Source organism: Streptomyces sp. NPDC037271, from assembly GCF_055603605.1.
Genome location: NZ_JBVJVN010000025.1, coordinates 91,802 through 115,398 on the forward strand (window position 1 = coordinate 91,802; position 23,597 = coordinate 115,398).

Below are 23,597 nucleotides of genomic sequence, written 5' to 3' on the forward strand. Positions count from 1 at the left end.
GGGGCCTCAGCGGCGGATACGGGACATCTGCGGGTCGAACAGCGGCTCGTCGGCGACCGTGGCGGGCACCTTCTCCCCGAAGTACTCCACGTGCACACCGGTGCCGGTGGCCAGACCGGCGGGGAGCCAGGCGTAGGCGACGCAGCGGCCGAGCGTGTAGCCGTACGAGGCGCTGGTCACGTATCCGGCGGGCGTGCCGTCCACGTGGACGGGCTCCTTGCCCATGACCACGGCGGCCGGGTCGTCCAGGAGGAGGGGCGTCAGACGCCGGGCCGGCGCGCCCGCGCGCTCCAGCGCGGCTCTGCCGACGAAGTCCGCCTTGTCCATCCGGACCGCGAAGCCGACGCCCGCCTCGTACGGGTTGTGCTCGTCGGTCATGTCCGTGCCCCAGGCCCGGTACCCCTTCTCCAGGCGCAGGGAGTCGAAGGCGGAACGCCCGGCCGCGACCACCCCCAGGCTCCGGCCGGCCTCCCACAGCGTGTCCCAGAGCCTGAGCCCCAGGTCGGCGGTGGTGTAGAGCTCCCAGCCGAGTTCACCGACGTAACTCAGGCGCATGGCCGTGACCGGGACATGGCCGACGTACGTCTCCTTCACGCGGAAGTAGCCGAACGCCTCGTGCGAGAAGTCGTCCGGGACCAGTGGCTGGACGAGGTCGCGGGCGAGCGGGCCCCAGACCCCGATGCAGCAGGTGCCGGAGGTGATGTCCCTGATGTGCACTCCGTCGGGTGCGTGGCGCAGGAGGTGGTCGAGATCGGCGGGGGAGTTGGCGCCGACCTGGAAGCGGTCGGGGGCGAGGCGGGCGACGGTGAGGTCGGAGCGAATGCCTCCGGTCTCGTCGAGGAGCAGGGTGTAGGTGACCGCGCCCGGCTTCCTGCGGAGGTTGTTGGTGGTCATGCGGTCCAGGAAGTCCAGGGCTCGGGGGCCGGTGACCTCCAGGCGGCGCAGCGGGGTCATGTCGTACAGGGCGGCCTTCTCGCGGGTCGTCCGTGCCTCCGCCGCGGCGACGGGAGACCAGTGCCGGGCCGACCAGGCGTCGCGGGCGGGGAGCCGCAGGTCCGCGGCGAGGCCGGCGTTGGCCTCGTACCAGTGCGGGCGTTCCCAGCCTCCGCCCTCCAGGAAGTACGCGCCGAGTCGCTGCTGCCGGGCGTGGAAGGGGCTGACCCTCAGGGGGCGCGGCCGCCCCGTCGGCTGAAGCGGGTGGACGACGTCGTACACCTCGGTGAACCGCTGTGAACCGCGCTCACGGATGTACGCCGGTGAACGCTGCGCCTCCTCGAAACGCGTGAGGTCGCACTCGTGCACGTCGAGCGACGGCCGCCCGTTCACCATCCACTCGACGACGGCCTGGGCGGCACCGGCCGAGTGGGTGACCCAGACGGCCTCCGCCAGCCAGAATCCCCGCAGCGTGCGCGACTCGCCGAGGACGGGCATGCCGTCCGGGGTGAAGGAGAAGACGCCGTTGAACCCCGACTCGATCTCCGTCTCGCGCAGGGCGGGCATCAGCCGGCGGCAGTCCTCCCAGCTCGGCGCCCAGTCGTCGGGGGTGAAGGGGTAGGACGAGGGCATGTCCATGTCCCGGGCGCGAGCCTCGTCGTAGGCGGGGACGGCGAAGGGGTCCACGGGCAGCGGGCGGTGGGCGTAGGAGCCGATGCCGAGCCGGTCGGTGTGCTCCCGGAAGTACAGGTCGCGGTCCTGGAAGCGGAGGATCGGCCTCGAGGCCTCCGCCGTGGCGCCGCTCAGCCGGGGCACCGGCCCGGTCCTCGCGTACTGGTGCGCGAGCGGTTGCAGGGGCACGTCGACGCCGGCCATGCGGCCGACGACCGGCCCCCAGAAACCGGCGGCGGAGACGACGTGGTCGGCGGGGAACGCGCCCCGGTCGGTGACGACGCCCGTGACCCGGCCGTCCCGCCGTTCGATGCCGGTGACCGTGTGCCGGTCGAGGAAGCGGGCACCCCGCGCGGTGGCCCGGTCGAGCTGGGCACGGGACGCGTGCAGGGCGCGGGCCAGGCCGTCCCCGGGGGTGTGGAAGCCGCCGAGCACCACCGACGCGTCGAGGAGCGGCCAGAGTTCCTTGCACCGGGCGGTGTCGACGACCTCGCCGCGCACACCCCAGGCGGCGGCATGGCCGGCCCTGCGGTGCAGGTCGGCGAGGCGTTCCGAGGTGGTGGCGAGTTCCAGGCCGCCGACCGGGGCGAAGCACCGCACGCCGTCCGCCTCGAGGGAGCTGAACTTGTCGACCGTGTACTGGGCGAAGGCCGTCAGGGTCCGGGACGGGCTGGTCCGGAAGACGAGGCCGGGCGCGTGGGAGGTGGAACCGCCGGGGGCCGGCAGCGGGCCCTGCTCGAGGACGGTGACGTCCCGCCACCCGCGGGCGGTCAGCTCGTCGGCGAGGGAGCAGCCGACGATGCCGGCGCCGATGACGACCACGCGGGGGCTTTGGGGGTGGGCGTCGCGGGCGCTCACAGGACCACCACCGAGCGCAGCACCTCACCGCGCCGCATCTTGGCGAACGCTTCCTCCACCCGGTCCATCGAGGTCGTCTCCGACACGAAGGCGCCCAGGTCCAGCATCCCGTGCAGGTACTGGTCGACGAGGAACGGGAAATCCCGGCTCGGCAGGCAGTCGCCGTACCAGGACGACTTGACCGCGCCACCGCGCGAGAACACGTCGATGAGCGGTAGCTCGACCGTCGTCTCCGGTGCGGGCACCCCGACCTGGACCAGCACGCCCGCGTGGTCGCGCATGTAGAAGGCCTGACGGAACGTCTCCGGACGCCCCACCGCGTCGATCGCGAGGTCCACGCCGTGGCCGTCGGTGAGGGCGCGGACCGCCTCCACCGGGTCCGTGCCGCGGGAGTCGACGGTGTGTGTGGCGCCGAACCGTTCCGCCCGGTCCAGTTTCCCGCTGTCCACGTCCACCGCGATGATCTTCGTGGCGCCGTTGAGGGCGGCGCCCGCGATCGCCGCGTCGCCGACGCCACCGCAGCCGATGACGGCGACCGAGTCGCCGCGTTTGACGGCGCCGGTGTGGACCGCGGCTCCGTACCCGGCCATCACCCCGCAGCCGATCAGACCGGCCGCCTCGGGCCGGGCGGCCGGGTCGACCTTCACCGCCTGCCCCGCCGCGACCAGCGTCATCTCGGCGAACGCGCCGATGCCGAGGGCGGCGGTCAGCACGGTGCCGTCGAGCAGGGTCATCGGCTGGGCGGCGTTGCGGGAGTCGAAGCAGTACCAGGGGCGGCCCCGCCGGCAGGAACGGCAGCCGCCGCAGGGCGCCCGCCAGGCGAGGACCACGTAGTCGCCCTGCCGCAGATCGTGGACGCCCGCTCCGACGGCCTCGATCGTGCCGGCCGCCTCATGGCCGAGCAGGAACGGGAAGCCGTCCGTGATCGCGCCCTCCCGGTAGTGCAGGTCGGTGTGGCAGACCCCGCAGGCCTGTACCGCGACGAGAACCTCGCCGGGCCCCGGATCCGGGACGACGATCGTCTGCACCTCCACCGGTGCGCCCTTCTTCACAGCGACTACGGCACGGACCTCGTGTGGCACGACAAGCTCCTCTGCTGTTGCGCATTGCACGATGGGTTGCGCGCTGAGGAACATAGTGAGAAGGCCATCGAGCGGCCGTCAAGAGGACCGGGCGACCCTTGGCGAGAGGAACGGGGGCCGAAGGGTGAGAGGAACCAGGGCCGGAACACACCGGACACACCACGGCGCAGGGGACGGAGGAAGGGCGGCACGGAGGAAGGGCGGGACGCAGGAAGGGCGGGACGCAGGAAGGCAGGCCGGGGGAAGGGCGCGGGGCCGGAGGAACCCTCGGGGATCCCGGTCCCGCGCCGCGGTTGTCTGCTTCGGCCCGGCCCGGCCCGTCGTTCGGGCCCGTCCCGTCCCGTGCCTCCCGTCGTCGGCTCAGGAGCCGTACCCCATGCGGCGGGACAGCTCGGCCCCCGCCGCCAGGACACGCTTCGCGAGGCCGGGCAGCCGGTCCGGCGTCAGCCGGTACACCGGCCCCGAGACGCTGATCGAGGCGATCACCTTGCCGTCGTGGGAACGGACGGGCGCCGCCACGGCGGCGAGCCCGATCTCCAGTTCCTCCTGCGTGATCGCGTAACCCTGCCCGGCCACGGCCTCCAGCTCGCCCCGCAGCACCGCCGCGCCGGTGACGGTGTGCTCGGTGAACCGGTGCAGCGGGCGGGCCAGCAGGCCTTCGCGCAGGGTGGGCGGCAGGTGGGAGAGCAGCACCTTGCCGCTGGCGGTGGCGTGCAGCGGAGTGCGCCGGCCGAGCCAGTTCTGCGCGGTCACGGAGGCGGTGCCGCGGGCCTGCATGACGTTGACCGCCGCGTCGTCGTCCAGCACCGCGATGTTCGACGTCTCCCCGAGTTCGTCGGCGAGTTCGCGGCACACCGGTACGCCTTCCTGCGAGATGTCCAGGCGCACTGCCGCCGCCCCCGCGAGGCGCAGTACGCCGGCACCCAGGTAGTACTTGCCCCGCTCCTTCTCCTGGGCCACCAGGCCGCGGTTCTCCAGCACGCCGAGCAGCCGGAACGCGGTGGACTTGTGCACGTCCAGCTCGTCGGCGATCTCGGTGACGCCCGCCTCCCCGTGCCGGGCGAGGATCTCCAGCACGCTCACCGCGCGGTCGACCGACTGCACGGCGCTCGCCGTCCCTCTGCCGGCCTGCCTGCCCGAGGGGGCCGAGCGCGCCAAGTCCTCCGCGTTCTCCACGTGCTCCTCACCATGGTCGGGCTGGTTCTGTGTGCGGGTCATGGCTCAACTCCCACCACCTGGCGGCCCCGTTCGGACCGCATCTGCGGGAAGCCCTTGACGCCACGGGCACCCGCCCCGGATTCTGTTGCGCATGACGCTCTTCAATGCGTCATGTGAAACATCATGTTACCGAAGCGTCCGGATCCCGGAAGAGTACGCGTCCCGCACCGTCGGGAACACGCGCTCCGGACCGAGAGGGGGAGCCATGATTCCCGTCTGCCGCCTCGAAGACCTCCCCAAGGGGGAGTCCGCCCGCGTGGGGACGAGCCCGCCGATCGCCGTCTTCCACACCGACGACGGTGATCTCTACGCCATCGACGACACATGCACCCACCAGGACGCCTCCCTGTCCGAGGGCTGGCTGGAGGGCTGCCTCGTCGAATGCCCGCTGCACGCCGCCTCGTTCGATCTCCGTACGGGCCGGCCGACCTGCCTCCCGGCTCGCAGGCCCGTCCGCACCCACCGCGTCACCGTCCACGACGGCATCGTCCACGTCGGCCTCGCCACGGAGGAGGGAAGCGCCGCATGAGGACCGTGACGGTCGTCGGCGCCTCGCTGTCCGGCCTGTACGCCGCCCGGGAACTGCGTGCCCAGGGCTTCGACGGCCGGCTGGTGGTGGTCGGCGACGAGCCCCACCGCCCCTACGACCGTCCTCCCCTCTCCAAGGACTTCCTCACCGGCCGGGCGGACGAGGACCGACTGGCCCTCACCGATGCGGAGGAGACCGCCGAGCTGAACGCCGAGTGGCTGCTCGGCGTCCGCGCCCGCGGCCTGGACGCCCGCGGCCGTACGGTGTTGCTCGACGACGGCCGTACGGTGTCCACCGACGGCGTCGTCGTGGCCACCGGTGCCTCGGCCCGGCGCCTGGCCGGCGACGGCCTGGACGGCGTCCACACCCTGCGTACGCTGGACGACGCCCGTGCCCTGCGCGCGGAACTCACCCGGGGTCCCCGCAGAGTCGTCGTCATCGGTGGCGGCTTCATCGGCGCGGAGACCGCCTCCTCGTGCGCCGCCCTCGGTCACACGGTCACCGTCGTCGAGGCCGCTCCGCTCCCGCTCGTGCCCCAACTCGGCGCCGAGATGGCCGCCGTCTGCGCCGCGCTGCACCGCCGCAGTGGTGTGGAACTGGTCACCGGCGCGTCCGTGGCCGCACTGCACGGCACGACCGCCGTCACCTCGGTGACACTCGCCGACGGTCCTACCCTGCCCGCGGACGTGGTGGTCGTCGGTATCGGTGCCACGCCCAACACCGCCTGGCTGGCGGGGTCGTCACTGGCCCTGAACGACGGCGTCCTGTGCGACGAGGGCTGTGTGACGTCCCTGCCGCAGGTGGTCGCCGTCGGCGACGTCGCCCGCGTCGGCGGCACGCGCGCGGAGCACTGGACCTCTGCCACGCAACAGCCGCGGGCCGCCGTGACCAACCTGCTCGCCGGACGCACCGTGGAGAGCGCGAGAACGCTGCCGTACTTCTGGTCCGACCAGTACGGTGCCTGCCTTCAGTTCGCCGGCCGACGCCTGGAGGGCGACACCGCCCGCATCGCCGAAGGCGAGGTCTCCGACGGAGCGCCGGCCGAGGGCGGCTTCCTCGTCCGATACGAACGCGACGGTCGTACGACCGCGGTACTCGCCGTGGACCGGCCACGCCCCTTCATGCGGGCCCGACGCGACATCGCCCGCGAGGCCGGGTGGAACCGGCCCGCGGCCGACCGCATCCAACCGACGGCCGACCGTCTGCGGTCGGCCGCGCCGTGAGACACGGCCCCGCCGTAGCCCGTTCACTCAGGAATGTTCCGGAACCCGGCCATTCAACCGTGCGACAACCGCCCCGCGCCGCCCTGCCGGCGTATCCGTTCCTGGGCCCGCTCCGCCGACCGGGCCTGCCGCCTGGCACGGCGACGCTCGCGTCGCATGGCCCGCGCGGTGCTGCTCGGCATCGACACCACGCCGTGCCGCTGGTGCCAGACCTGCCTCGTCACCCAGACGTCCAGCACGCCCCAGGTGGCCACCACCGTGCCCGCCACGCTGCCGATCACCATGGGGAACGCCAGCCAGGATTCCGCCAGCGTGCACAGGAAGGCCACCATGGCCATGATCAACGTAACGGCGACGACCAGCACCGCGCGGACGGCCGCCGTACGCACCGGGTCCGGCAGGCGACGCCGCCGCGCGGGCTCCTCGGTCCACAACGGCCGGTAGGCCGACTCCTGCTCCCGTGCCTCCGGCCGGCCCGACCGCTCCGGCCGCTCACGCGCCGACGTGTCCGGCCCCGCCGCCGGGATGCCGTCATCCGGCACCTCGGGGACCGAGCGGGCCGTCAACTCGGCCGCACTGCCGCCCTCCGGCGCCTTGCGCCGCTCCGCCGTGCCCATCGACATGTCACTCCCCACCGCCAGCAGACAGCTCTCCCGTGTACGAAGCACGGCTCCCCTCTGGCTGCCCTGCTTGCGCTGCTTTACGCCGCTCGAGGCCGGGATGCGGCCCCCGCGGCCGATTCCGCCTCGATTTCCCGTAGTGAAGGACGAACGACGGGCCTCCAAGATTCCCGAAAATCCCGCACAGTCGAAAAATTCCGGCCAATCCGCCCGCCATACCACGAGGAAGCTCCTCCCCGACCGCCACCGGATCCCGGGAGGCAATCTCCCCCAATGACCGGACAACTGACCATCGCCCGGCGGGGGTGCGGAGGTTCGCGCCCCGGACGGGTCTTCGAGTTACCTGCGCGTCAGTAGTAGGCTCGCGCCGTTTGTTGACGTACATGTGCACCCCCTGCCGGTGGGGGTCGAGCTGGGGGAGGCCATGCGCTTTCGCGGGAAGTCGATCCGCCGGAAGATCGTGGCGCTGCTTCTCGTGCCGCTGGTGTCCCTGACCGCGATCTGGGCCTTCGCCACGGTGCTCACGGGGCGTGAGGCGAGCCGGCTGTTCAGTGTCTCGACCGTCGTCGAGGAGATCGGCTACCCGGTCGAGGACACCGTCCGCGTCCTCCAGCAGGAACGCCGCCAGACCCTGGTCCACCTCGCCGACCCGCGCGCCTCCGACGGACTCTCCGCCCTGCGGCGCAGCCGCGCAGCCACCGACGAGGCCCTTGCCGAGATCCGCCGCAACGCCGCGGACGCCGACGTACGCGACGCGCTGCGCGAGGCCGAGGAGGAACGGCTCACCGCCGTACTGGACGCCCTCGACGGCATCGGCTCGCTGCGCCGCAGCGTGGAGGACGGCACCGTCGAGCGTGCGCAGGCGCTCGGCCTCTACAACCGGCTCGTCGACTCCTGCCACGAACTGCTCGCCAACCTGCACGTCGTCGACAACGTGGGCCTGGACAAGCAGTACCGAGCCCTCGTCAACGTCTCACGCGCCCGCGAACTGCTCTCCCGCGAGGACGCCCTCCTCGGCTCCGCCCTCGTCACCGGCCGGCTCACCCGCGGTGAGACGCGGGACGTCTCCGACCTCGTGGCCCAGCGCACCATGATGTACGACATCAACCTCCCGCTGCTGCCCGCCGCCGAACGAGGGCGGTACCAGCGCTTCTGGAAGAACGCCTCCTCCGCCCCCCTGCGCGTCGCCGAGGAGGCGGCCGTCTCCACCGAGGCCGGCACGCCCCGCGGCGTCACCGCCAAGAGCTGGGACACCGCCGCGGGCCGTGTGCTCGACGAACTCGGCGCCCTCGACGATCACGCCGCCGACCGCTACCAGGACCGCGTCGACCCGGTAGCGACGAACGTCATCGCCAAGGTGGTCGTCGCCGGCGCGCTCGGCCTGATCGCGCTGCTGTACTCCCTCTTCCTGTCCGTACGCGTCGGCCGCTCCCTCATCCGCGACCTCAGGCAGCTGCGCATGGAGGCCCACGAGGCGTCCGGCGTACGCCTGCCCAGCGTGATGCGCCGCCTCTCGGCCGGCGAGAAGGTGGACGTGGAGACCGAGGTGCCGGTCCTGGAGTACGACAGGAACGAGATGGGCGAGGTCGGCCAGGCACTGAACACCCTCCAGCGGGCCGCGGTGGAAGCAGCCGTCAAACAGGCCGAACTCCGCGCCGGCGTCTCCGAGGTGTTCGTCAACCTCGCGCGCCGCAGTCAAGTGCTGCTGCACAAGCAGCTCACCCTGCTCGACACCATGGAGCGCCGCACCGAGGACACCGAGGAACTCGCCGACCTGTTCCGCCTGGACCACCTGACCACGCGTATGCGCCGGCACGCCGAGGGCCTGGTCATCCTCTCCGGCGCCGCCCCGTCCAGGCAGTGGCGCAAGCCCGTCCAGCTCATGGACGTGGTGCGTGCCGCCGTCGCCGAGGTCGAGGACTACGAGCGCATCGAGGTCCGCAGGCTGCCCCGGATCGCCGTCACCGGACCGGCGGTCGCCGACCTCACCCACCTCGTGGCCGAACTCCTCGAGAACGCCACGGTGTTCTCGCCGCCGCACACCGCGGTGCAGGTCCTCGGCGAGCGTGTCGCCAACGGCTTCACCCTGGAGATCCACGACCGTGGCCTCGGCATGGCGGCCGACGCCCTTCTCGACGCCAACCTCAGGCTCGCCGAGACACGCGAGTTCGAGCTGTCCGACACCGACCGGCTCGGTCTCTTCGTCGTCAGCCGGCTCGCCCAGCGGCAGAACGTCCGGGTGTCCCTGCAGCCCTCGCCGTACGGCGGTACCACCGCGGTCGTCTTCGTGCCCGACGCGCTGCTCACGGACGACGCGCCGGACACCAACGGCGTCGGGTTCCGTCTCGACCGCCCCCAGCACGTCAAGAAGAAGGAGGGGGCGGAGAGCCGCCGGTCCGCCCTCTCCCACATGCCCGCACGGTCGCCGGACCGGCCGGCCCCGCTGCTGGACGGCCCGGTCGAACTGGAGGCGCCTGTCGACCTGGACGCCCTCGACGACCTGCCGGGCGCCCTCGACGGCCAGGACAGCGAACGGGGCGGCCTGTTCCGCCCGCACCGCTCGCTCGTCGCGGCGGACGACGACCGGGTGGCCCGCCGCGCCCAACGGCGACGTCAGGAGCCCGCCGTCGAAGGCGAGTCGCCGCGGGACGAGGACGGGACGAGCGCGCCGGTCGCGCTGCCCCGCCGCCGGACCCCCAAGCTGGTCAGTTCACACGGGCGCCCGGTCTCCGAACGGGCCCCCCGGGACGCGGGCGAGGCGGCTCCGGCAGACGCGGAGCGCACGGCAACCCGGCCAGGCCCCCAGGCACGAACGGGTGAGCCGCCCGCGCTGCCGACCCGCCGCCGCACCGACGACCGCACCGACGACCGCGGCGACGGAGGCACCAACGGTCGTGACGCCGACCGCCCGGAGCCCGACGCGCTGTCGTCCCTCCCCGCTCGCCGCCGCGGCGCGTCTGCCGCGCGCAGGGGCCCCGTGTCCGGCAACGGCGAGGACCGCTCGTGGCACGCCGACCGCGCCCCCGGCGTCCAGAGAGGAATCCCGGACGCCTCCGGACCCGGTGCGGGCGCGCTGCCCCGGCGCGTGCGGCAGGCAAGCCTGGCACCCCAGCTCAGACAGAGCCCCGAACCGCCCGCCGAGGACCGCTCGGATCCCGCCGACCGGGACGCCGAGGAAGTGCGCAGCCGTATGGCCTCGCTCCAACGCGGCTGGCAGCGCGGCCGCGAGGAGAACGCCGCGGGGGACGACGTCCCCGGCGGTACGGCACCACAAGCACCACAGGAAACGAGTAAGGGGGACGGTCGATGACCGCACCGAAGACGACCGGCCACACCACGACCAAGTCCGGGGAGCTCAACTGGCTCCTCGACGACCTGGTGGACCGTGTCGCGAGCATCCGCAAAGCCGTCGTCCTGTCCGGCGACGGTCTGGCGACCGGGGCTTCCAAGGACCTGACCAGGGAGGACAGCGAACACCTGGCCGCCGTGGCGTCCGGTTTCCACAGTCTCGCCAAGGGCGTGGGCCGGCACTTCGAGGCGGGCAGCGTCCGGCAAACGGTCGTCGAACTCGACGACGCCTTCCTGTTCGTCACCGCCGCCGGTGACGGCAGCTGCCTCGCCGTCCTGTCGGACGCCGACTCCGACGTCGGCCAGGTCGCCTACGAGATGACCCTCCTCGTCAAGCGGGTCGGCGTGCATCTCGGCACCGCTCCGCGCACCGATCTGTCCTCGGGCGGGTAAGTGGGATGACATGAGCGCAGACGGTCAGGGAAGAAACCACTGGTTCGACGACGAGGCCGGGCCCGTCGTCCGTCCGTACGCCATGACGCGCGGCCGCACCACCAGTGCGGCCCAGCACCGCCTCGACCTGATCGCGATGGTGGTCACGGAACCCCACGGGGACGATCCGGAGGCGGACGTCACGCTCTCCCCGGAGCACGTGGACATCGTCGGACTGTGCCGGGACACCCCGCAGTCGGTCGCTGAACTCGCCGCCGAACTCGACCTGCCCATCGGCGTGGTACGGGTACTGGTCGGAGACCTCGTGGACGCCGAACTCGTCCACGTGAACCGGCCCGTGCCCCCGGCCGAGCTGCCGGACGAGAACATCCTGCGCGACGTGATCAACGGGCTGAGGGCACTGTGAAGCGGCCTCAGGGCAGGGCAAGCGGCACGGCAAGCGGCACGTTAAGGAGAAGAAATCGATGATCTTCGGGCGTTCTCAGCGCGGCAAGCCGCCGGTCGAGCCCGTCACGCTCAAGATCCTGGTGGCCGGCGGCTTCGGCGTCGGCAAGACCACCCTCGTCGGCGCGGTCAGTGAGATCCGGCCACTGCGTACCGAGGAACTGCTCACCGAGGCCGGGCGGCCCGTCGACGACGTCCAGGGTGTGGAGGGCAAGCTCACCACCACGGTGGCCATGGACTTCGGGCGGATCACGCTGCGCGAGGACCTGGTGCTGTACCTCTTCGGCACACCCGGCCAGGAGCGGTTCTGGTTCATGTGGGACGAGCTCTCCGAGGGCGCGCTCGGTGCCGTCGTGCTGGCCGACACCCGCCGCCTGGAGGACTGCTTCGCCGCCGTCGACTACTTCGAACGCCGTTCCATCCCGTTCGTGGTCGGTGTCAACTGCTTCGAGGGGGCGGCCCGCTACCCGGCGGAAACCGTACGCCAGGCCCTCGACCTCGACGCCGGCGTGCCCCTGGTGATGTGCGACGCCCGTGACCGGGAGTCGGTCAAGGAGACACTCATCGGCGTGGTCCAGCACGCCATGGCCCAGGCGGCGGACCGCCGCCCGGCCGTCATGACGTGACGGCCGGGGGCACGGAGACGACACACGCCGACCGCACTGGTGCGGGTCCTGCGGGACGAGCACCGGCCGCAACGGTTCGCGGCCCGCGGGACGAGCACCGGCCGCAACGGCACCGCGAGCGCGGGCCGACGGCTGCCGACGGTGGACACCGGCCCTCCCGACGTACACGCCGACCTGACCGACGACGGCCGCACGGTCGCGCCTCGGTGCCCACGGAGCCGGCCCGGTTCACCCCGCCGACGCCGCCGCCCGGTCCGAGCCGCGCCGGACCTCCCACCCCGGCACGCCCGCCCGGCCCAGCACCCAACTCGCCCCGTGCAGGGCCTTCGCGGCCTTCTTCAGCGGGGCCAGGCAGGCCGCCGCCTGCCGGTGGTCCGGCACGCCGCCCGGCGGGCACAGGACCGTCGCCAAGGAGAGCGTCACGGGCCGCCCGCCGGCCGACCACGCCACGTCCAGCACGGAGGTGGCCAGGGGATCCAGCCCGTCCGGGTCGGTGAGCACCAGGAAGTCGTCACCGCCGATGTGCCCCACGCGCGTGGAGCCCGCCGCCTTCTGCAGCAGCGTGCGCCCGATCGCCCGGATCAGTTCGTCACCCGCCGCGAAGCCGGCCCCGTCGTTGACCTGCTTGAAGTGGTCCACGTCGAGCCAGCTCAGCGCGAACGCCCGCCCGTCCGCGATCCGCCGGTCCACCTCGCCCGTGATCGCGTCCGAACCGGGCAGCCGCGTCAGCGGATTGAGCCCCGCCGCCTCCTCGACCCGGCTCTCGGCCAGCGCCCGCACCAGATCCGCGAGCCGCACGACGCCCACGCACCGGCCGCACGCGTCGACCACGGCCACGTCGTCCGACGTACGGCCCGGGCCGCCGACCGCCACCACGTCCAACACCTCCCAGGCCGTCGCGTCGACCCCCACCGTCCGCGGCAGGTCACCGAGCTTCGCGGCGGGCCGGTCGGCGTACAGGGCGTGCCCGTAGCGAGCCGACATCGACAGCAGGAAGCGGGAGCGGTGCACCGACCGCACCGGAACCCCCTCCCGGTCCACGAGCAGCACCCCGGACACGTCGGGCGACCCGGTCAGCAGCGCCCGCACCTGCCCCGCCGAAGCCGTCACGGGCAGCAGCGCGGCCGGCCGCACGAACTGCCGTACCGACGGCCCCGAGCGCGGTGCCGGTACGACGCCGGCGGAACCGGCCGGAACGTACACGTCCGCCGCGGGCAGCCGCGTCGGCGGCCCGAACAACTCACCCTGCGCCAACTGCGCCCCGGCCGACCGCGCGGCAGCGCACTGCGACTCCGTCTCCACGCCCTCCACGGACAGCAGCGCCCCCAGCTCGTCGCACAGCACCCGCATCGCCCGTACGGCCGCCGGCCGCGCCAGCAACGACGCGTCGAGCTTCACCAGCTCCGGCGCCAGGTCCGTCAGCAGCCGCAGCGGCGCGTCCCCGTCACCGACGCCGTCCGCGCACACCCGGAACCCCTGGCCCCGCAACGCGGTCACCGCCTCCAGCAGGGCGCGACGCGGAACATGCGTGTACGGAGGACAGACGTCGACCGTCACCTCCCACGGCATCCGTCCCGCCTCGCGTACGGCGCCGTGCAGCTCCTCCAGCCCACCGAGGTCGGCGAGCGTGCCCGCGAACACGTTGACGTGCAGCGGCAGCAGCGTCTCCTTGCGGACCGCCGCGCGGAACGCCGCCACCGCCAGCCGGCCGTCGAGTTCCGGGTCGCGCCGGGCCTCGGCCAGGATGTCGCCGGTCTCCGGGCGGGCGAGTATCTCCAGCGCCGTGACCCCGCCGGTCATCAGGTTGACCACCGGTTGGAAGGCGAAGCGGAGAGTGTCCGTCCAGGAGCGCACGGGAGCAGAATGGCGCCGCGGGCAGCCCCACGGGCCCAGTTCACGTGACGTTCACACAGGATTCCGGCACGCCCGCGAAGCGTACGGACGGCGAGTCGCCGGCCCGCCCACTTCCCCCACGGAACGCGCACCTGATAGATGCAGGGAACATGACACGACTCTCCACCGCGCTCCGCGGTCTGGCCACCACCCTCGCCGCCCTGCTCGCCGCCACGACCGTCCCCGCCGCCGCCCGGGCGGCGACCCCCGAACCGAGGGCCCCGAAGGACTTCGTCGCCCTGAGAAGCGTCGACCCGACGATCATCCAGGAGATGCGCTACGTCACCCCGCACAACTTCGTCGGCGAGCGCATCGACGGCTACCGGCAGCCCCTGTGCATCCTCACCCGCCCCGTGGCCGAAGCCCTCCACGACGCCCAGACCCGGCTGCTGCGCCAGGGCTATTCCCTGAAGGTGTACGACTGCTACCGGCCGCAGCGCGCCGTCGACCACTTCGTCCGCTGGGCCGAGGACCTCGACGACCAGGACATGAAGGCCGAGTTCTACCCGGACGTCGACAAGACCCGTCTGTTCGCGGACGGTTACATCGCGGAGAAGTCCGGCCACAGCCGCGGCTCCACCGTCGACCTCACGATCGTGAAGCTCCCGGCGAAGCCCACCCGGCCGTACCACCCGGGGCAGCCCCTGGCCCCCTGCTTCGCCCCCCAGGACGAACGCTTCCCCGACAACTCCGTCGACATGGGCACCGGCTACGACTGCTTCGACACCCGCTCACACACCCTCGACCCCCGCGTCCAGGGCGCCCAGCGGGCCAACCGGCTGCTGCTCAAGAACACCTTGGAGGACGTCGGCCTGGTGAACCTCCCCGAGGAGTGGTGGCACTTCACGTACAAGCCCGAGCCCTACCCGGACACCTACTTCGACTTCCCGGTCTCCGCCAAGTCCCTAGCCGGCCGCCACTGAGCCGCCTGCCGGGGTCGCCCGCCGAGCCATCGGATACAGTCCGCCGCGTGTCCGAAACTCATACCTCCGTTCCCAACTCCGCACCCGACTCCCACTGTTCGAGCTGCGGATCGCCCTACGGAGAGGGCGTCTCCGGCCGGCCCCGCACCTGCCCGGCGTGCGGCACCAAGGCCTACCGCAACCCACTGCCGGTCGCGGTCGCCCTCCAGCCCGTGTACGACACGCAGGGCACCGCCCTGGTCGTCATCACCCGAACCGTGTCCCCCGCGCGCGGAGGCGTCGCACTGCCCGGCGGCTACATCGACGACCGGGAGGACTGGCGACAGGCCGTCGTGCGCGAACTCAAGGAGGAGACGGGCATCGACGCGGCGAGCCGCGACGTACGGCTGATCGACGCCATGAGCTCGCCCGACGGCCACCTGCTCCTCTTCGGGCTCCTCCCCGAGCGGCCGGCCGAGAACCTCCCGTCGTCCGTCGCCACGGACGAGACCGAGGGGTGGCACCTGCTGCGCAGGGCGGAGGAGCTCGCCTTCCCCCTCCACACCCGGGCCGTGCGGGCCTGGTTCGAGGGCCGCTACATCTGAGCCGAGCGCTCCTCGAGCCCACGGACGCGCACCGGTCGGGACGGCTCGCTCACGCCGTCCTCGCCCTCCCTCTCCACGACGAGCCCCCGCGCTCCCCAACGGGACACGTACCGCTCGATCTCCGGTTCCGCCCAGCCGTCGCCCGCGTCCGGCACGACCAGCCCGCCGCCGGTCCGCCCCCGCGCGGGCGCCCACACCTCCAACTCGGTCCCGCCGTCCTCCCCCCGCACCGGAAGCACGGCTCCCGCGCGCGCGAACACCGGAATCCGCGCCAGCGGAGCATCGACGAGAATCTGCGCGGGCCCTTCGTACGCCCGCTCCGTCACCACGTCGTACCAGCGCCCCCGCGGCAGCCGCACGGCCCGCCGGTCCGCCCCCGGATCGAGCACCGGAGCCACCAGCAGACAGTCACCCAGCAGAAAGGCGTCCTCGCAGTCCCGCAGCGCCCGCTCCTCCGGCGCCGACCACCACAGCGGGCGCACGTACGGCGCGCCCGTACGCCGGGCCAGATGCGCCAGCGTCATGAAGTAGGGCAGCAACCGCCGCCGTTCGACGAGCGCCGTCCGCGTGTGCTCCAGCACCTCGGCACCCAGCGCCCACGGTTCCCCGCGGCCCGCCCGCGACCCCCCGCGCGTGCGGAACAGCGGCAGATAGGCGGCCAGCTGGAACCACCGCAGGTACAGCTCCGGCGACCGGTCCCCGCCGGCCTCGCCCACATCCGGCCCCGCATACGGCACGCCGCACAGCCCGAGCCCCATCACCAGCGCCAGCGACGCCCGCAGTCCGGGCCAGCCCGCGGCCACATCACCGGACCACGTGCCGCCGTAACGCTGCATCCCGGCCCAGCCGGACCGCGAGAGCACGAACGGCCGCTCCTCGGGCACCAGGCTCCGCAGCCCCTCGTAGCCGGCCCGGGCCATGCACAGCGCGTACACGTTGTGCGCCTCCCGGTGATCGCCGCCCCCGCCCTCCAGGGAGTGCCGGGCCGAACGGGCCAGCGTCGACTCCCCGAACGCGGCCAACGAGGTGGGCTCGTCCAGATCGTGCCAGAACCCGGCGAACCCCTGCCCCAGCCGCTCCTCGTAGAGCCCGCCCCACCACTCGCGCACACGCGCGTGCGTGAAATCCGGGAAGACCACGTCCCCGGGCCACGCCACCCCCCGGACGACCGGCCCCGAGGCGTCCCGTACGAACACGTCCTCGCCCGTCCCGCTGTCGTACACGGCGTTGCCGGGCGCGGCGGGGACCACGGGCCCCACCACCGACACCAGCCGGACACCGTCCCGCCGCAGCTCCTCGGCGAGGACGGGCAGCTTGGGGAACCGCTCCTCGTCCACGGTGAACACCTGCCGCGCATCGAGATGGCCGACGTCCAGATGCACGGCGTCGAGCGGCAGGTCACGCTCCTGGTAGCCGGCGACGATCCGCCGCACCTCCTGCTCGTCACCGAGACCCGACCGCACGTGATGGTGACCGAGCGCCCACGCCGGAGGCAGCGCCGACGCCCCGGTGAGCGACGCCCAGGTGAGCAGCACGCGCGCGGGGGTACCGGCCATCACCCAGCACCGCAGCGGACCGCCCTCCATCCGCAGCACACTCCGCCCCGGCCGGTCGTGCCCGGAACCCGACCCCTCCTCGCCCTCCCGCAACGCCACCGTGCCGTCCCACGAGCTGTCGTGGAACACCAGATGCGTCCCCGCGTCGGCCACCACCAGCTGCACCGGCATCGTGACGGACGACGGATCCTCCGCAGGAGAGAAGGCCGGTCCCACCGCCGTGTTCCACAGCCGGTACGTGCCGTGCCGCAGCCGAGGACCCGTGGCCCGCCCGCCGAGCCCGAAGAACCGGGCGTCCGCCGCCACCTCCGAACGCTGCGTCCAGCGCGCCGCACCACCGCCGACCGGTTCCCACCAGCGGGGCGGCAGCTCACGGCGCAGCACCACGCCCCCAGGTGTACGGACCTCGATCTGGCCGTGCCGGGACACGGACACGGTCGCCCGCTCGGCCACCACCCGCCAGCCGCCGTCCTTGTCCGGCTCCAGCACCGCCCGCGGGTCCGGCTCCGGACAACGGCCCGCCAACGCGTACGACGGCTCCGGCCCGGCCCCGTCCCAGCCCCAGAACACGGCCCCGTTCACGGCGACGAGAATGCGCAGCTCCGAGCGGCTGAACCGGACGACACCGCCGCCGGGCCCGGGCTCCACCTCCCGCATCGGCCCCGGCACCCGCGCACGCTCCGCACCCCGCGGCGGCAGCCCCGCGGCGTCGGCACGCCGCCTGCGCCACGCCGCCCGTACGGTACGCAACCCCTGCGCCGCCCCCGCAGAGCCGACCATTTTCACCGAACGCACCAGGTCACGACCGTCCATGCTGCTCACCCTGCCATCGACGACCTCCCGCGCGGGCCTCGTTCAACTGCCGTTCACCCGTGACGGGACCACATCTTCACGGCGCCGACTATGTGGCGCGCGCCCTGGTGCGGAAATCGATCACGTGGCATCGTCCGTGTCAGCCGCGTCACGCGCACACCCCAGCCCGTGCGCGGAGGACGCACACGACGCGCACAGTCCGGGAGCCGCCCCATGCCGACCGTGAACCCCCAGCCGCTCTGGCAGCCAGATCCGCAGCGCATCGACCAGGCACGGATCACCAGGTTCCAGACCTGGGCCGCAGAACACCACGGCGCCCCCGCCGAGGGCGGATACGCCGCCCTGCACCGCTGGTCCGTCGACGAGCCGGCCGCCTTCTGGAAGGCCGTCACGGCATGGTTCGACGTACGCTTCTCGACCCCCTACGCGCGCGTACTGGGCGACCGCTCGATGCCCGGCGCCCAGTGGTTCCCCGGCGCCACCCTCAACTACGCCGAGCACGCCCTGCGCGCGGCGGCCACCCGAGCGGACGAACCGGCCCTCCTGTACGTCGACGAGACCCACGAGCCGAGCCCCGTCACCTGGGCCGAGCTGCGCCGCCAGGTCGGCTCGCTCGCCGCCGAACTGCGCGCCCTCGGCGTACGCCCCGGTGACCGCGTCAGCGGGTACCTGCCGAACATCCCGCAGGCCGTGGTAGCCCTCCTCGCCACCGCAGCCGTGGGCGGCGTCTGGACGTCCTGCGCCCCCGACTTCGGCGCCCGCAGCGTCCTGGACCGCTTCCAGCAGGTCGAACCGGTCGTCCTGTTCACCGTCGACGGCTACCGCTACGGCGGCAAGGAACACGACCGCCGCGACACCGTCACCGAACTCCGCCGCGAACTGCCCACCCTGCGCGCCGTCGTCCACATCCCGCTCCTCGGCACCAAGACCCCCGAGGGCGCGCTGGACTGGCAGACCCTGACGGCCGCGGACACGGACCCCGTCTTCGAGCAGGTGCCCTTCGACCACCCCCTGTGGGTGCTCTACTCCTCCGGCACCACCGGCCTGCCCAAGGCCATCGTCCAGTCCCAGGGCGGCATCCTGGTCGAGCACCTCAAACAGCTCGGCCTGCACTGCGACCTGGGCCCCGAGGACCGCTTCTTCTGGTACACGTCGACCGGCTGGATGATGTGGAACTTCCTCGTCTCCGGCCTGCTCACCGGCACCACGATCGTCCTCTACGACGGCAGCCCGGGCTACCCGGACACGGGCGCCCAGTGGCGCATCGCCGAACGCACCGGCGCCACCCTCTTCGGCACCTCCGCCGCCTACGTCATGGCCTGCCGCAAGGCCGGCGTGCACCCCGCCCGCGACCACGACCTCTCCCGGGTCACGTGCGTCGCCACCACGGGCTCTCCGCTCCCGCCCGACGGGTTCCGCTGGCTGCACGACGAGTTCGCCGCGAGCGGGGCGGACCTGTGGATCGCCTCCGTCAGCGGCGGCACCGACGTGTGCTCCTGCTTCGCGGGCGCCGTCCCCACCCTGCCCGTGTACATCGGCGAACTCCAGGCCCCCGCCCTGGGCACCGACCTGCAGTCCTGGGACCCCGGGGGCGCGCCCCTCACCGACGAGGTCGGCGAGCTGGTCGTCACCAACCCCATGCCCTCGATGCCGATCCGCTTCTGGAACGACCCCGACGGCAGCCGCTACCACGACAGCTACTTCGACACCTACCCCGGCGTCTGGCGGCACGGCGACTGGATCACCCTCACCTCCCGTGGATCCGTCGTCATCCACGGCCGTTCCGACTCCACCCTCAACCGGCAGGGCGTCCGCATGGGCTCGGCCGACATCTACGAGGCCGTCGAGCGCCTTCCCGAAATCAGTGAATCCCTCGTCATCGGCGTCGAGCAGCCCGACGGCGGCTACTGGATGCCCCTGTTCGTGCACCTGGCCTCCGGAGCCGTACTCGACGAAACCCTACTGAACCGCATCAAACAGACCATTCGCGAACAGCTCTCTCCGCGCCATGTTCCCGACGAGGTCATCGAGGTGCCCGGTATCCCGCACACCCTGACCGGCAAGCGCATCGAGGTCCCGGTCAAGCGCCTCCTCCAGGGCACCCCGCTGGAGAAGGCCGTCAACCCCGGCTCCATCGACAACCCGGACCTGCTCCGCTTCTACGAGGACCTCGCCCGCGGGCGCACCTGAAAAGCCCTCGACGAGCCGGCCGCCCAGACGGCGGCCGGCTCACGATGCCCCCGCCCCGACGCTGTTGTCAGTGCCGCCAGTTACTGTGAGTGAGCATTGATCGACTGCGCAAAGGGGGAATCATGGCGCACACCGACCAGACCGGGCGACGCGTCCTGCGCCGGGAAATCGCCGGCACCATCGGACTGCTCACCGACGAACACGACTTCCGCGCCATGCGGCGCTACCGCAGCTTCACCTTCGACGACCACGCCGCCTATCTCCACCAGGTGGAAGCCCTGCTCAGGTCACGCGCCTCACAGGGCACCCACACCAGCGTCGCCCTGTTCGACCCGGAGGAATACGCCGACTTCTGCTCGGCGACGGGCCTCGACCCCGACGCCGCCGCCAGCCGCACCCGGTTCACCGCCGAACTCGCCGCCAGCGGACCCACCGTCCCGTACGAGGGCCAGCCCCTCACCGACCTCCTCCCGGACCTCGTCGACGAAGCCGTCCGCCAGGCCACCTGGGAGTACGCGTCCACCCTGCTCGCCCGCCTCGGCAGCTGCGCCACCTGCGGCGAGGATCTCGGCCGAGCCGCCTTCACCCGGGCCACGCGCCTCCTCGTCCGCATCCTCGAAACGGCTCCACCGGGCAACCGGCACCTGGTCTGCAGTGTCTCGGGCTCCCCGGAAACCCTCGTCTCCGCCCTGTACGCCGACGAGGACATCGACGGCACCCCGCACATCGACGAGGCCGAAACCCTGGAATTCACCAGTGTCCTCGCCCTCGGCCTCGCCACCCACAGCCCCGGCGGACTCGTCATGCGGATCAGCACCCCGGGCGGCCCGGACCGCATCCACGGCTGGCGCCTGCGGGGATACGGCCTCGAACCCCTCACCGCCGGTGAAGTCTTCGACGCGTACTGCACCGACGCGGACTCCGGGGACCTCATCTCCCCGGAATCCAACGTCGACTACTGCGCGCCCCCCGACCTCGGAGACGACCACCTGCCACCGGGACACCACCACTGAACGCGTGCGGGGCGCCCCACCCGAAGGTGGAACGCCCCGCGCCACAGCCGCAGCCTCGTCCGGCTCCTACTCGCCGGACAGCACCGCCTGCGCGGCGTTGCGCGCCTCATCGGCGCTGTCCGCCGCCCGGGCGGCAGCCGCGGCACGCTCGCACTGCGCCAACGTGAACTTCGCCAGGGTCGCCCGGACATAGGGAAGAGAAGCCGCACCCATGGAGAGCGAGGTGACGCCCAGACCGGTCAGCACACACGCCAGCAGCGGGTCCGAAGCGGCCTCACCGCAGACACCACAACTCTTGCCCTCGGCCTTCGCCGCCTCGGCGGACAACGCCACGAGGTCGAGCAGCGCCGGCTGCCACGGGTCCTGCAACCGGGACACCGCGCCCACCTGACGGTCGGCCGCGAAGGTGTACTGCGCGAGGTCGTTCGTCCCCAGCGACAGGAACTCGACCTCCTGCAGCACCGAGCGCGCCCGCAGCGCGGCCGACGGGATCTCCACCATCGCGCCGAACTTCGCCCGCAGCCCGGCCTCACGGCACGCGTCCGCGAACGCCTTGGCATCGGCCCGGTCCGCCACCATCGGGGCCATGACCTCGAGGTAGACGGGCAGCCCCTCCGCCGCCTTCGCCAGCGCCGTCAGCTGCGTGCGCAGCACGTCCGGGTGGTCGAGCAGCGTCCGCAGACCGCGCACGCCCAATGCCGGGTTCGGTTCGTCACCGGGGGTCAGGAAGTCCAGCGGCTTGTCGGCGCCGGCATCCAGCACCCGCACGACGACGCGCCCCTCGGGGAACGCCTCCAGCACCTGCCGGTAGGCGGCGACCTGCTTCTCCTCCGACGGCGCCTTCTCGCTGTCGTCGAGGAAGAGGAACTCGGTACGGAAGAGACCGACACCCTCAGCCCCGGCCTCGACCGCCGCGGCCACGTCCGCGGGCCCGCCGATGTTCGCGAGCAGCGGCACCTTGTGACCGTCCGAGGTCGCACCCGGTCCCGTCGACGCGGCCAGCGCGGCCTTGCGCTCGGCAGCCGCCGCCCGCAGCCGCGACTTCTTCTCCTCGCCGGGGTTCACGAAGATCTCACCGGTGCTGCCGTCCACGGCGACGACCGTACCTTCGGGCAGTTCCCCGGCGCCCGGCAGCGCCACCACGGCCGGCACGCCGAGCGCCCGCGCGAGAATCGCGCTGTGACTGGTCGGCCCGCCCTCCTCGGTGACGAAACCGAGGACCAGCGCCGGGTCCAGCAGCGCCGTGTCCGCGGGTGCCAGATCCCTCGCGATGAGAACGTACGGCTCGTCGCTGTCCGGGACGCCCGGCATCGGCACCCCGAGCAGACGGGCGACGATACGATTCCGCACATCGTCGAGGTCGGCCACGCGGCCGGCCAGGTACTCGCCGGCACCGGCCAGCAGGGCGCGGTAGGCGGCGAACGCGTCGTACACCGCGCGCTCGGCCGTGCTGCCGACGGCGATCCGCCGCTCCACGTCCGACATCAGCTCGGGGTCCTGGGCCATCATGGCCTGCGCCTCGAGCACCGCCTGGGCTTCGCCCCCCGCCAGATTGCCGCGCGCCATCAGGTCGGCCGCCACAGCCTCCACGGCCTTGCGGGCGCGCCCCTGCTCACGCTCCGCGTCCTCGGCCGGAATCTGCTTGGCCGGCGGCTCGAGCACCGCCGTCCCCATGTGCCGAACCTCGCCGATCGCCACACCGTGGCTCACACCGACGCCTCGCAGCGTTGTCTCCATCTCACCCGTCCCGATAATGCGGCGGGTCCCGCCGCCGCGGTGGTTGTCCTACCAGCCGTCATACGACGGCGGTGATGTCACTTCCAGAGAAAGAGACTCTCGCCGGCCTTCACTTCGCCGTCCTCACGGAGATCGGTGAGGGCCTCGGCCGTCGCCTCGAGGGCCACGATCGGACAGACCGGCGACTTGCCCGCGGCCTCGACGGCGGCCGGGTCCCAGCGGACCACGCCCTGCCCACGCACGACGGTGTCGCCCTTGTTCACCAACAGCTCGAAACCCTCACCGTTGAGCTGCACGGTGTCGATGCCGAGATGAGTCAGCACACCGTGCCCGCTGTCGTCGACCACGACGAAGGCGTGCGGGTGCAGGGACACGATGACCCCGTCCACGGGGGCGACCGCCTCAGAAGGCTCCCGTACGGGGTCGATGGCGGTACCCGGGCCGACCATGGCGCCGGAGAAGACGGGGTCGGGCACAGCGGCCAGTCCGATGGCACGTCCTGCGAGCGGGGACGAGACGGTGGTCATGGGAAGCCTCCCAGGGGCGGTGATGTGTACGGGCCGTCACTGCCTGTCCCGGACGGCGCACTGACGAGCAGGGTATGTCATAGGAAGTACCGGTTCCGCATGAGTGTTCCGATTAGAGGTCTAGACCACAGTCCCCACGGATTTGCACCCGTTCCACGGCTCCGTGTAGAGTCGTTACTCCTGCATGAGGCTGAGCGATGCGAAGCAGGCGTCCTCGCCCCGGCAGTACCCAACTCATCAGATCCTATCGCTGGATCGCCTTCTGCGTGCTCGCAGGACGGTGGTCAGAGGGACCGGGAAAGCCTGATAGTGTTGGAAACACCGAAGGGAAGCGCCCGGAGGAAAGCCTGAGAGAGTCTCTCGGGTGAGTACAAAGGAAGCGTCCGTTCCTTGAGAACTCAACAGCGTGCCAAAA

General features: G+C 72.4%; 18 protein-coding genes. 10 read left to right on the top strand and 8 right to left on the bottom strand.

All coding sequences use genetic code 11. The features are described from left to right. Positions 1 to 6 precede the first annotated feature (6 nt). From ACZ7G3_RS30135 to ACZ7G3_RS30145, 3 genes are all read right to left on the bottom strand, one after another. A complete protein-coding gene (locus tag ACZ7G3_RS30135) occupies positions 7 to 2,463 on the bottom strand; it encodes a GcvT family protein (RefSeq protein ID WP_470929284.1) in 2,457 nt (818 codons plus the stop codon). Continuing rightward, positions 2,460 to 3,545 carry an S-(hydroxymethyl)mycothiol dehydrogenase gene (locus ACZ7G3_RS30140; RefSeq protein ID WP_470929286.1) on the bottom strand — a complete coding sequence of 362 codons (1,086 nt, stop codon included), beginning with the start codon at positions 3,543 to 3,545 and terminating at the stop codon, positions 2,460 to 2,462. Before ACZ7G3_RS30140 ends, ACZ7G3_RS30135 begins: the two co-directional genes overlap by 4 nt. Before the next feature lie 360 nt (positions 3,546 to 3,905). Next, complete coding sequence (locus ACZ7G3_RS30145; RefSeq protein ID WP_426600407.1) at positions 3,906 to 4,763, bottom strand: IclR family transcriptional regulator; 858 nt, start codon at positions 4,761 to 4,763, stop codon at positions 3,906 to 3,908. Positions 4,764 to 4,968: 205 nt separating this feature from the next. On the opposite strand from ACZ7G3_RS30145, the gene ACZ7G3_RS30150 reads away from it, so the two are divergent. Both ACZ7G3_RS30150 and ACZ7G3_RS30155 read left to right on the top strand, forming a co-directional pair. After that, positions 4,969 to 5,292, top strand: coding sequence for a bifunctional 3-phenylpropionate/cinnamic acid dioxygenase ferredoxin subunit (locus ACZ7G3_RS30150; protein ID WP_426600406.1), 324 nt, complete (start codon positions 4,969 to 4,971; stop codon positions 5,290 to 5,292). Beyond that, the gene (locus tag ACZ7G3_RS30155; protein WP_470929288.1) at positions 5,289 to 6,515 is read left to right on the top strand and encodes an NAD(P)/FAD-dependent oxidoreductase; all 1,227 of its coding nucleotides are present in this window, start codon (positions 5,289 to 5,291) and stop codon (positions 6,513 to 6,515) included. The genes ACZ7G3_RS30150 and ACZ7G3_RS30155 overlap by 4 nt, the downstream gene beginning before the upstream one ends. Before the next feature lie 53 nt (positions 6,516 to 6,568). Here ACZ7G3_RS30155 and ACZ7G3_RS30160 read toward each other — a convergent pair whose 3' ends face one another. Next, the gene (locus tag ACZ7G3_RS30160; RefSeq protein WP_426600474.1) at positions 6,569 to 7,138 is read right to left on the bottom strand and encodes a hypothetical protein; all 570 of its coding nucleotides are present in this window, start codon (positions 7,136 to 7,138) and stop codon (positions 6,569 to 6,571) included. 421 nt (positions 7,139 to 7,559) lie between these two features. On the opposite strand from ACZ7G3_RS30160, the gene ACZ7G3_RS30165 reads away from it, so the two are divergent. The 4 genes from ACZ7G3_RS30165 to ACZ7G3_RS30180 are packed head-to-tail and all read left to right on the top strand — an operon-like array spanning position 7,560 to position 11,946. Then, positions 7,560 to 10,445 (top strand): sensor histidine kinase, encoded by a 2,886-nt coding sequence (locus tag ACZ7G3_RS30165; RefSeq protein WP_470929290.1) that lies wholly within the window; start codon positions 7,560 to 7,562, stop codon positions 10,443 to 10,445. Beyond that, a complete protein-coding gene (locus ACZ7G3_RS30170; protein WP_426600403.1) occupies positions 10,442 to 10,876 on the top strand; it encodes a roadblock/LC7 domain-containing protein in 435 nt (144 codons plus the stop codon). Before ACZ7G3_RS30165 ends, ACZ7G3_RS30170 begins: the two co-directional genes overlap by 4 nt. A gap of 10 nt (positions 10,877 to 10,886) precedes the next feature. Next, a complete protein-coding gene (locus ACZ7G3_RS30175; protein WP_426600402.1) occupies positions 10,887 to 11,282 on the top strand; it encodes a DUF742 domain-containing protein in 396 nt (131 codons plus the stop codon). Between the two features lie 58 nt (positions 11,283 to 11,340). Then, complete coding sequence (locus ACZ7G3_RS30180) at positions 11,341 to 11,946, top strand: GTP-binding protein (protein ID WP_470929292.1); 606 nt, start codon at positions 11,341 to 11,343, stop codon at positions 11,944 to 11,946. Between the two features lie 228 nt (positions 11,947 to 12,174). Here ACZ7G3_RS30180 and ACZ7G3_RS30185 read toward each other — a convergent pair whose 3' ends face one another. Continuing rightward, complete coding sequence (locus tag ACZ7G3_RS30185; protein WP_470929294.1) at positions 12,175 to 13,800, bottom strand: EAL domain-containing protein; 1,626 nt, start codon at positions 13,798 to 13,800, stop codon at positions 12,175 to 12,177. 149 nt (positions 13,801 to 13,949) lie between these two features. Here ACZ7G3_RS30185 and ACZ7G3_RS30190 point away from each other — a divergent pair, with 149 nt between their 5' ends. Together ACZ7G3_RS30190 and ACZ7G3_RS30195 are read left to right on the top strand one after the other, a co-directional pair. Further along, positions 13,950 to 14,762: a M15 family metallopeptidase gene (locus ACZ7G3_RS30190; RefSeq protein ID WP_470929296.1), complete on the top strand. Its 813-nt coding sequence runs from the start codon at positions 13,950 to 13,952 to the stop codon at positions 14,760 to 14,762. Positions 14,763 to 14,809: 47 nt separating this feature from the next. Beyond that, positions 14,810 to 15,346 (top strand): NUDIX domain-containing protein, encoded by a 537-nt coding sequence (locus ACZ7G3_RS30195; protein ID WP_470929298.1) that lies wholly within the window; start codon positions 14,810 to 14,812, stop codon positions 15,344 to 15,346. On the opposite strand, the gene ACZ7G3_RS30200 is transcribed toward ACZ7G3_RS30195, so the two are convergent. After that, positions 15,337 to 17,715 (bottom strand): glycoside hydrolase family 31 protein, encoded by a 2,379-nt coding sequence (locus ACZ7G3_RS30200; protein ID WP_470929300.1) that lies wholly within the window; start codon positions 17,713 to 17,715, stop codon positions 15,337 to 15,339. The genes ACZ7G3_RS30195 and ACZ7G3_RS30200 overlap by 10 nt on opposite strands. A gap of 213 nt (positions 17,716 to 17,928) precedes the next feature. Between ACZ7G3_RS30200 and ACZ7G3_RS30205 the strand changes: the two genes are divergently transcribed. Further along, entirely contained in the window at positions 17,929 to 19,905 is a 1,977-nt protein-coding gene (locus ACZ7G3_RS30205; protein ID WP_470929302.1) for an acetoacetate--CoA ligase, read from the top strand. Positions 19,906 to 20,027: 122 nt separating this feature from the next. After that, positions 20,028 to 20,918 (top strand): hypothetical protein, encoded by an 891-nt coding sequence (locus tag ACZ7G3_RS30210; protein WP_470929304.1) that lies wholly within the window; start codon positions 20,028 to 20,030, stop codon positions 20,916 to 20,918. A gap of 66 nt (positions 20,919 to 20,984) precedes the next feature. Here ACZ7G3_RS30210 and ptsP read toward each other — a convergent pair whose 3' ends face one another. Together ptsP and ACZ7G3_RS30220 are read right to left on the bottom strand one after the other, a co-directional pair. Next, positions 20,985 to 22,655 (bottom strand): phosphoenolpyruvate--protein phosphotransferase, encoded by a 1,671-nt coding sequence (gene ptsP, locus ACZ7G3_RS30215; protein ID WP_470929306.1) that lies wholly within the window; start codon positions 22,653 to 22,655, stop codon positions 20,985 to 20,987. Between the two features lie 77 nt (positions 22,656 to 22,732). Continuing rightward, positions 22,733 to 23,182, bottom strand: a complete 450-nt coding sequence (locus tag ACZ7G3_RS30220) for a PTS sugar transporter subunit IIA (RefSeq protein ID WP_426600393.1) — start codon at positions 23,180 to 23,182, stop codon at positions 22,733 to 22,735. Positions 23,183 to 23,597: the final 415 nt, after the last annotated feature.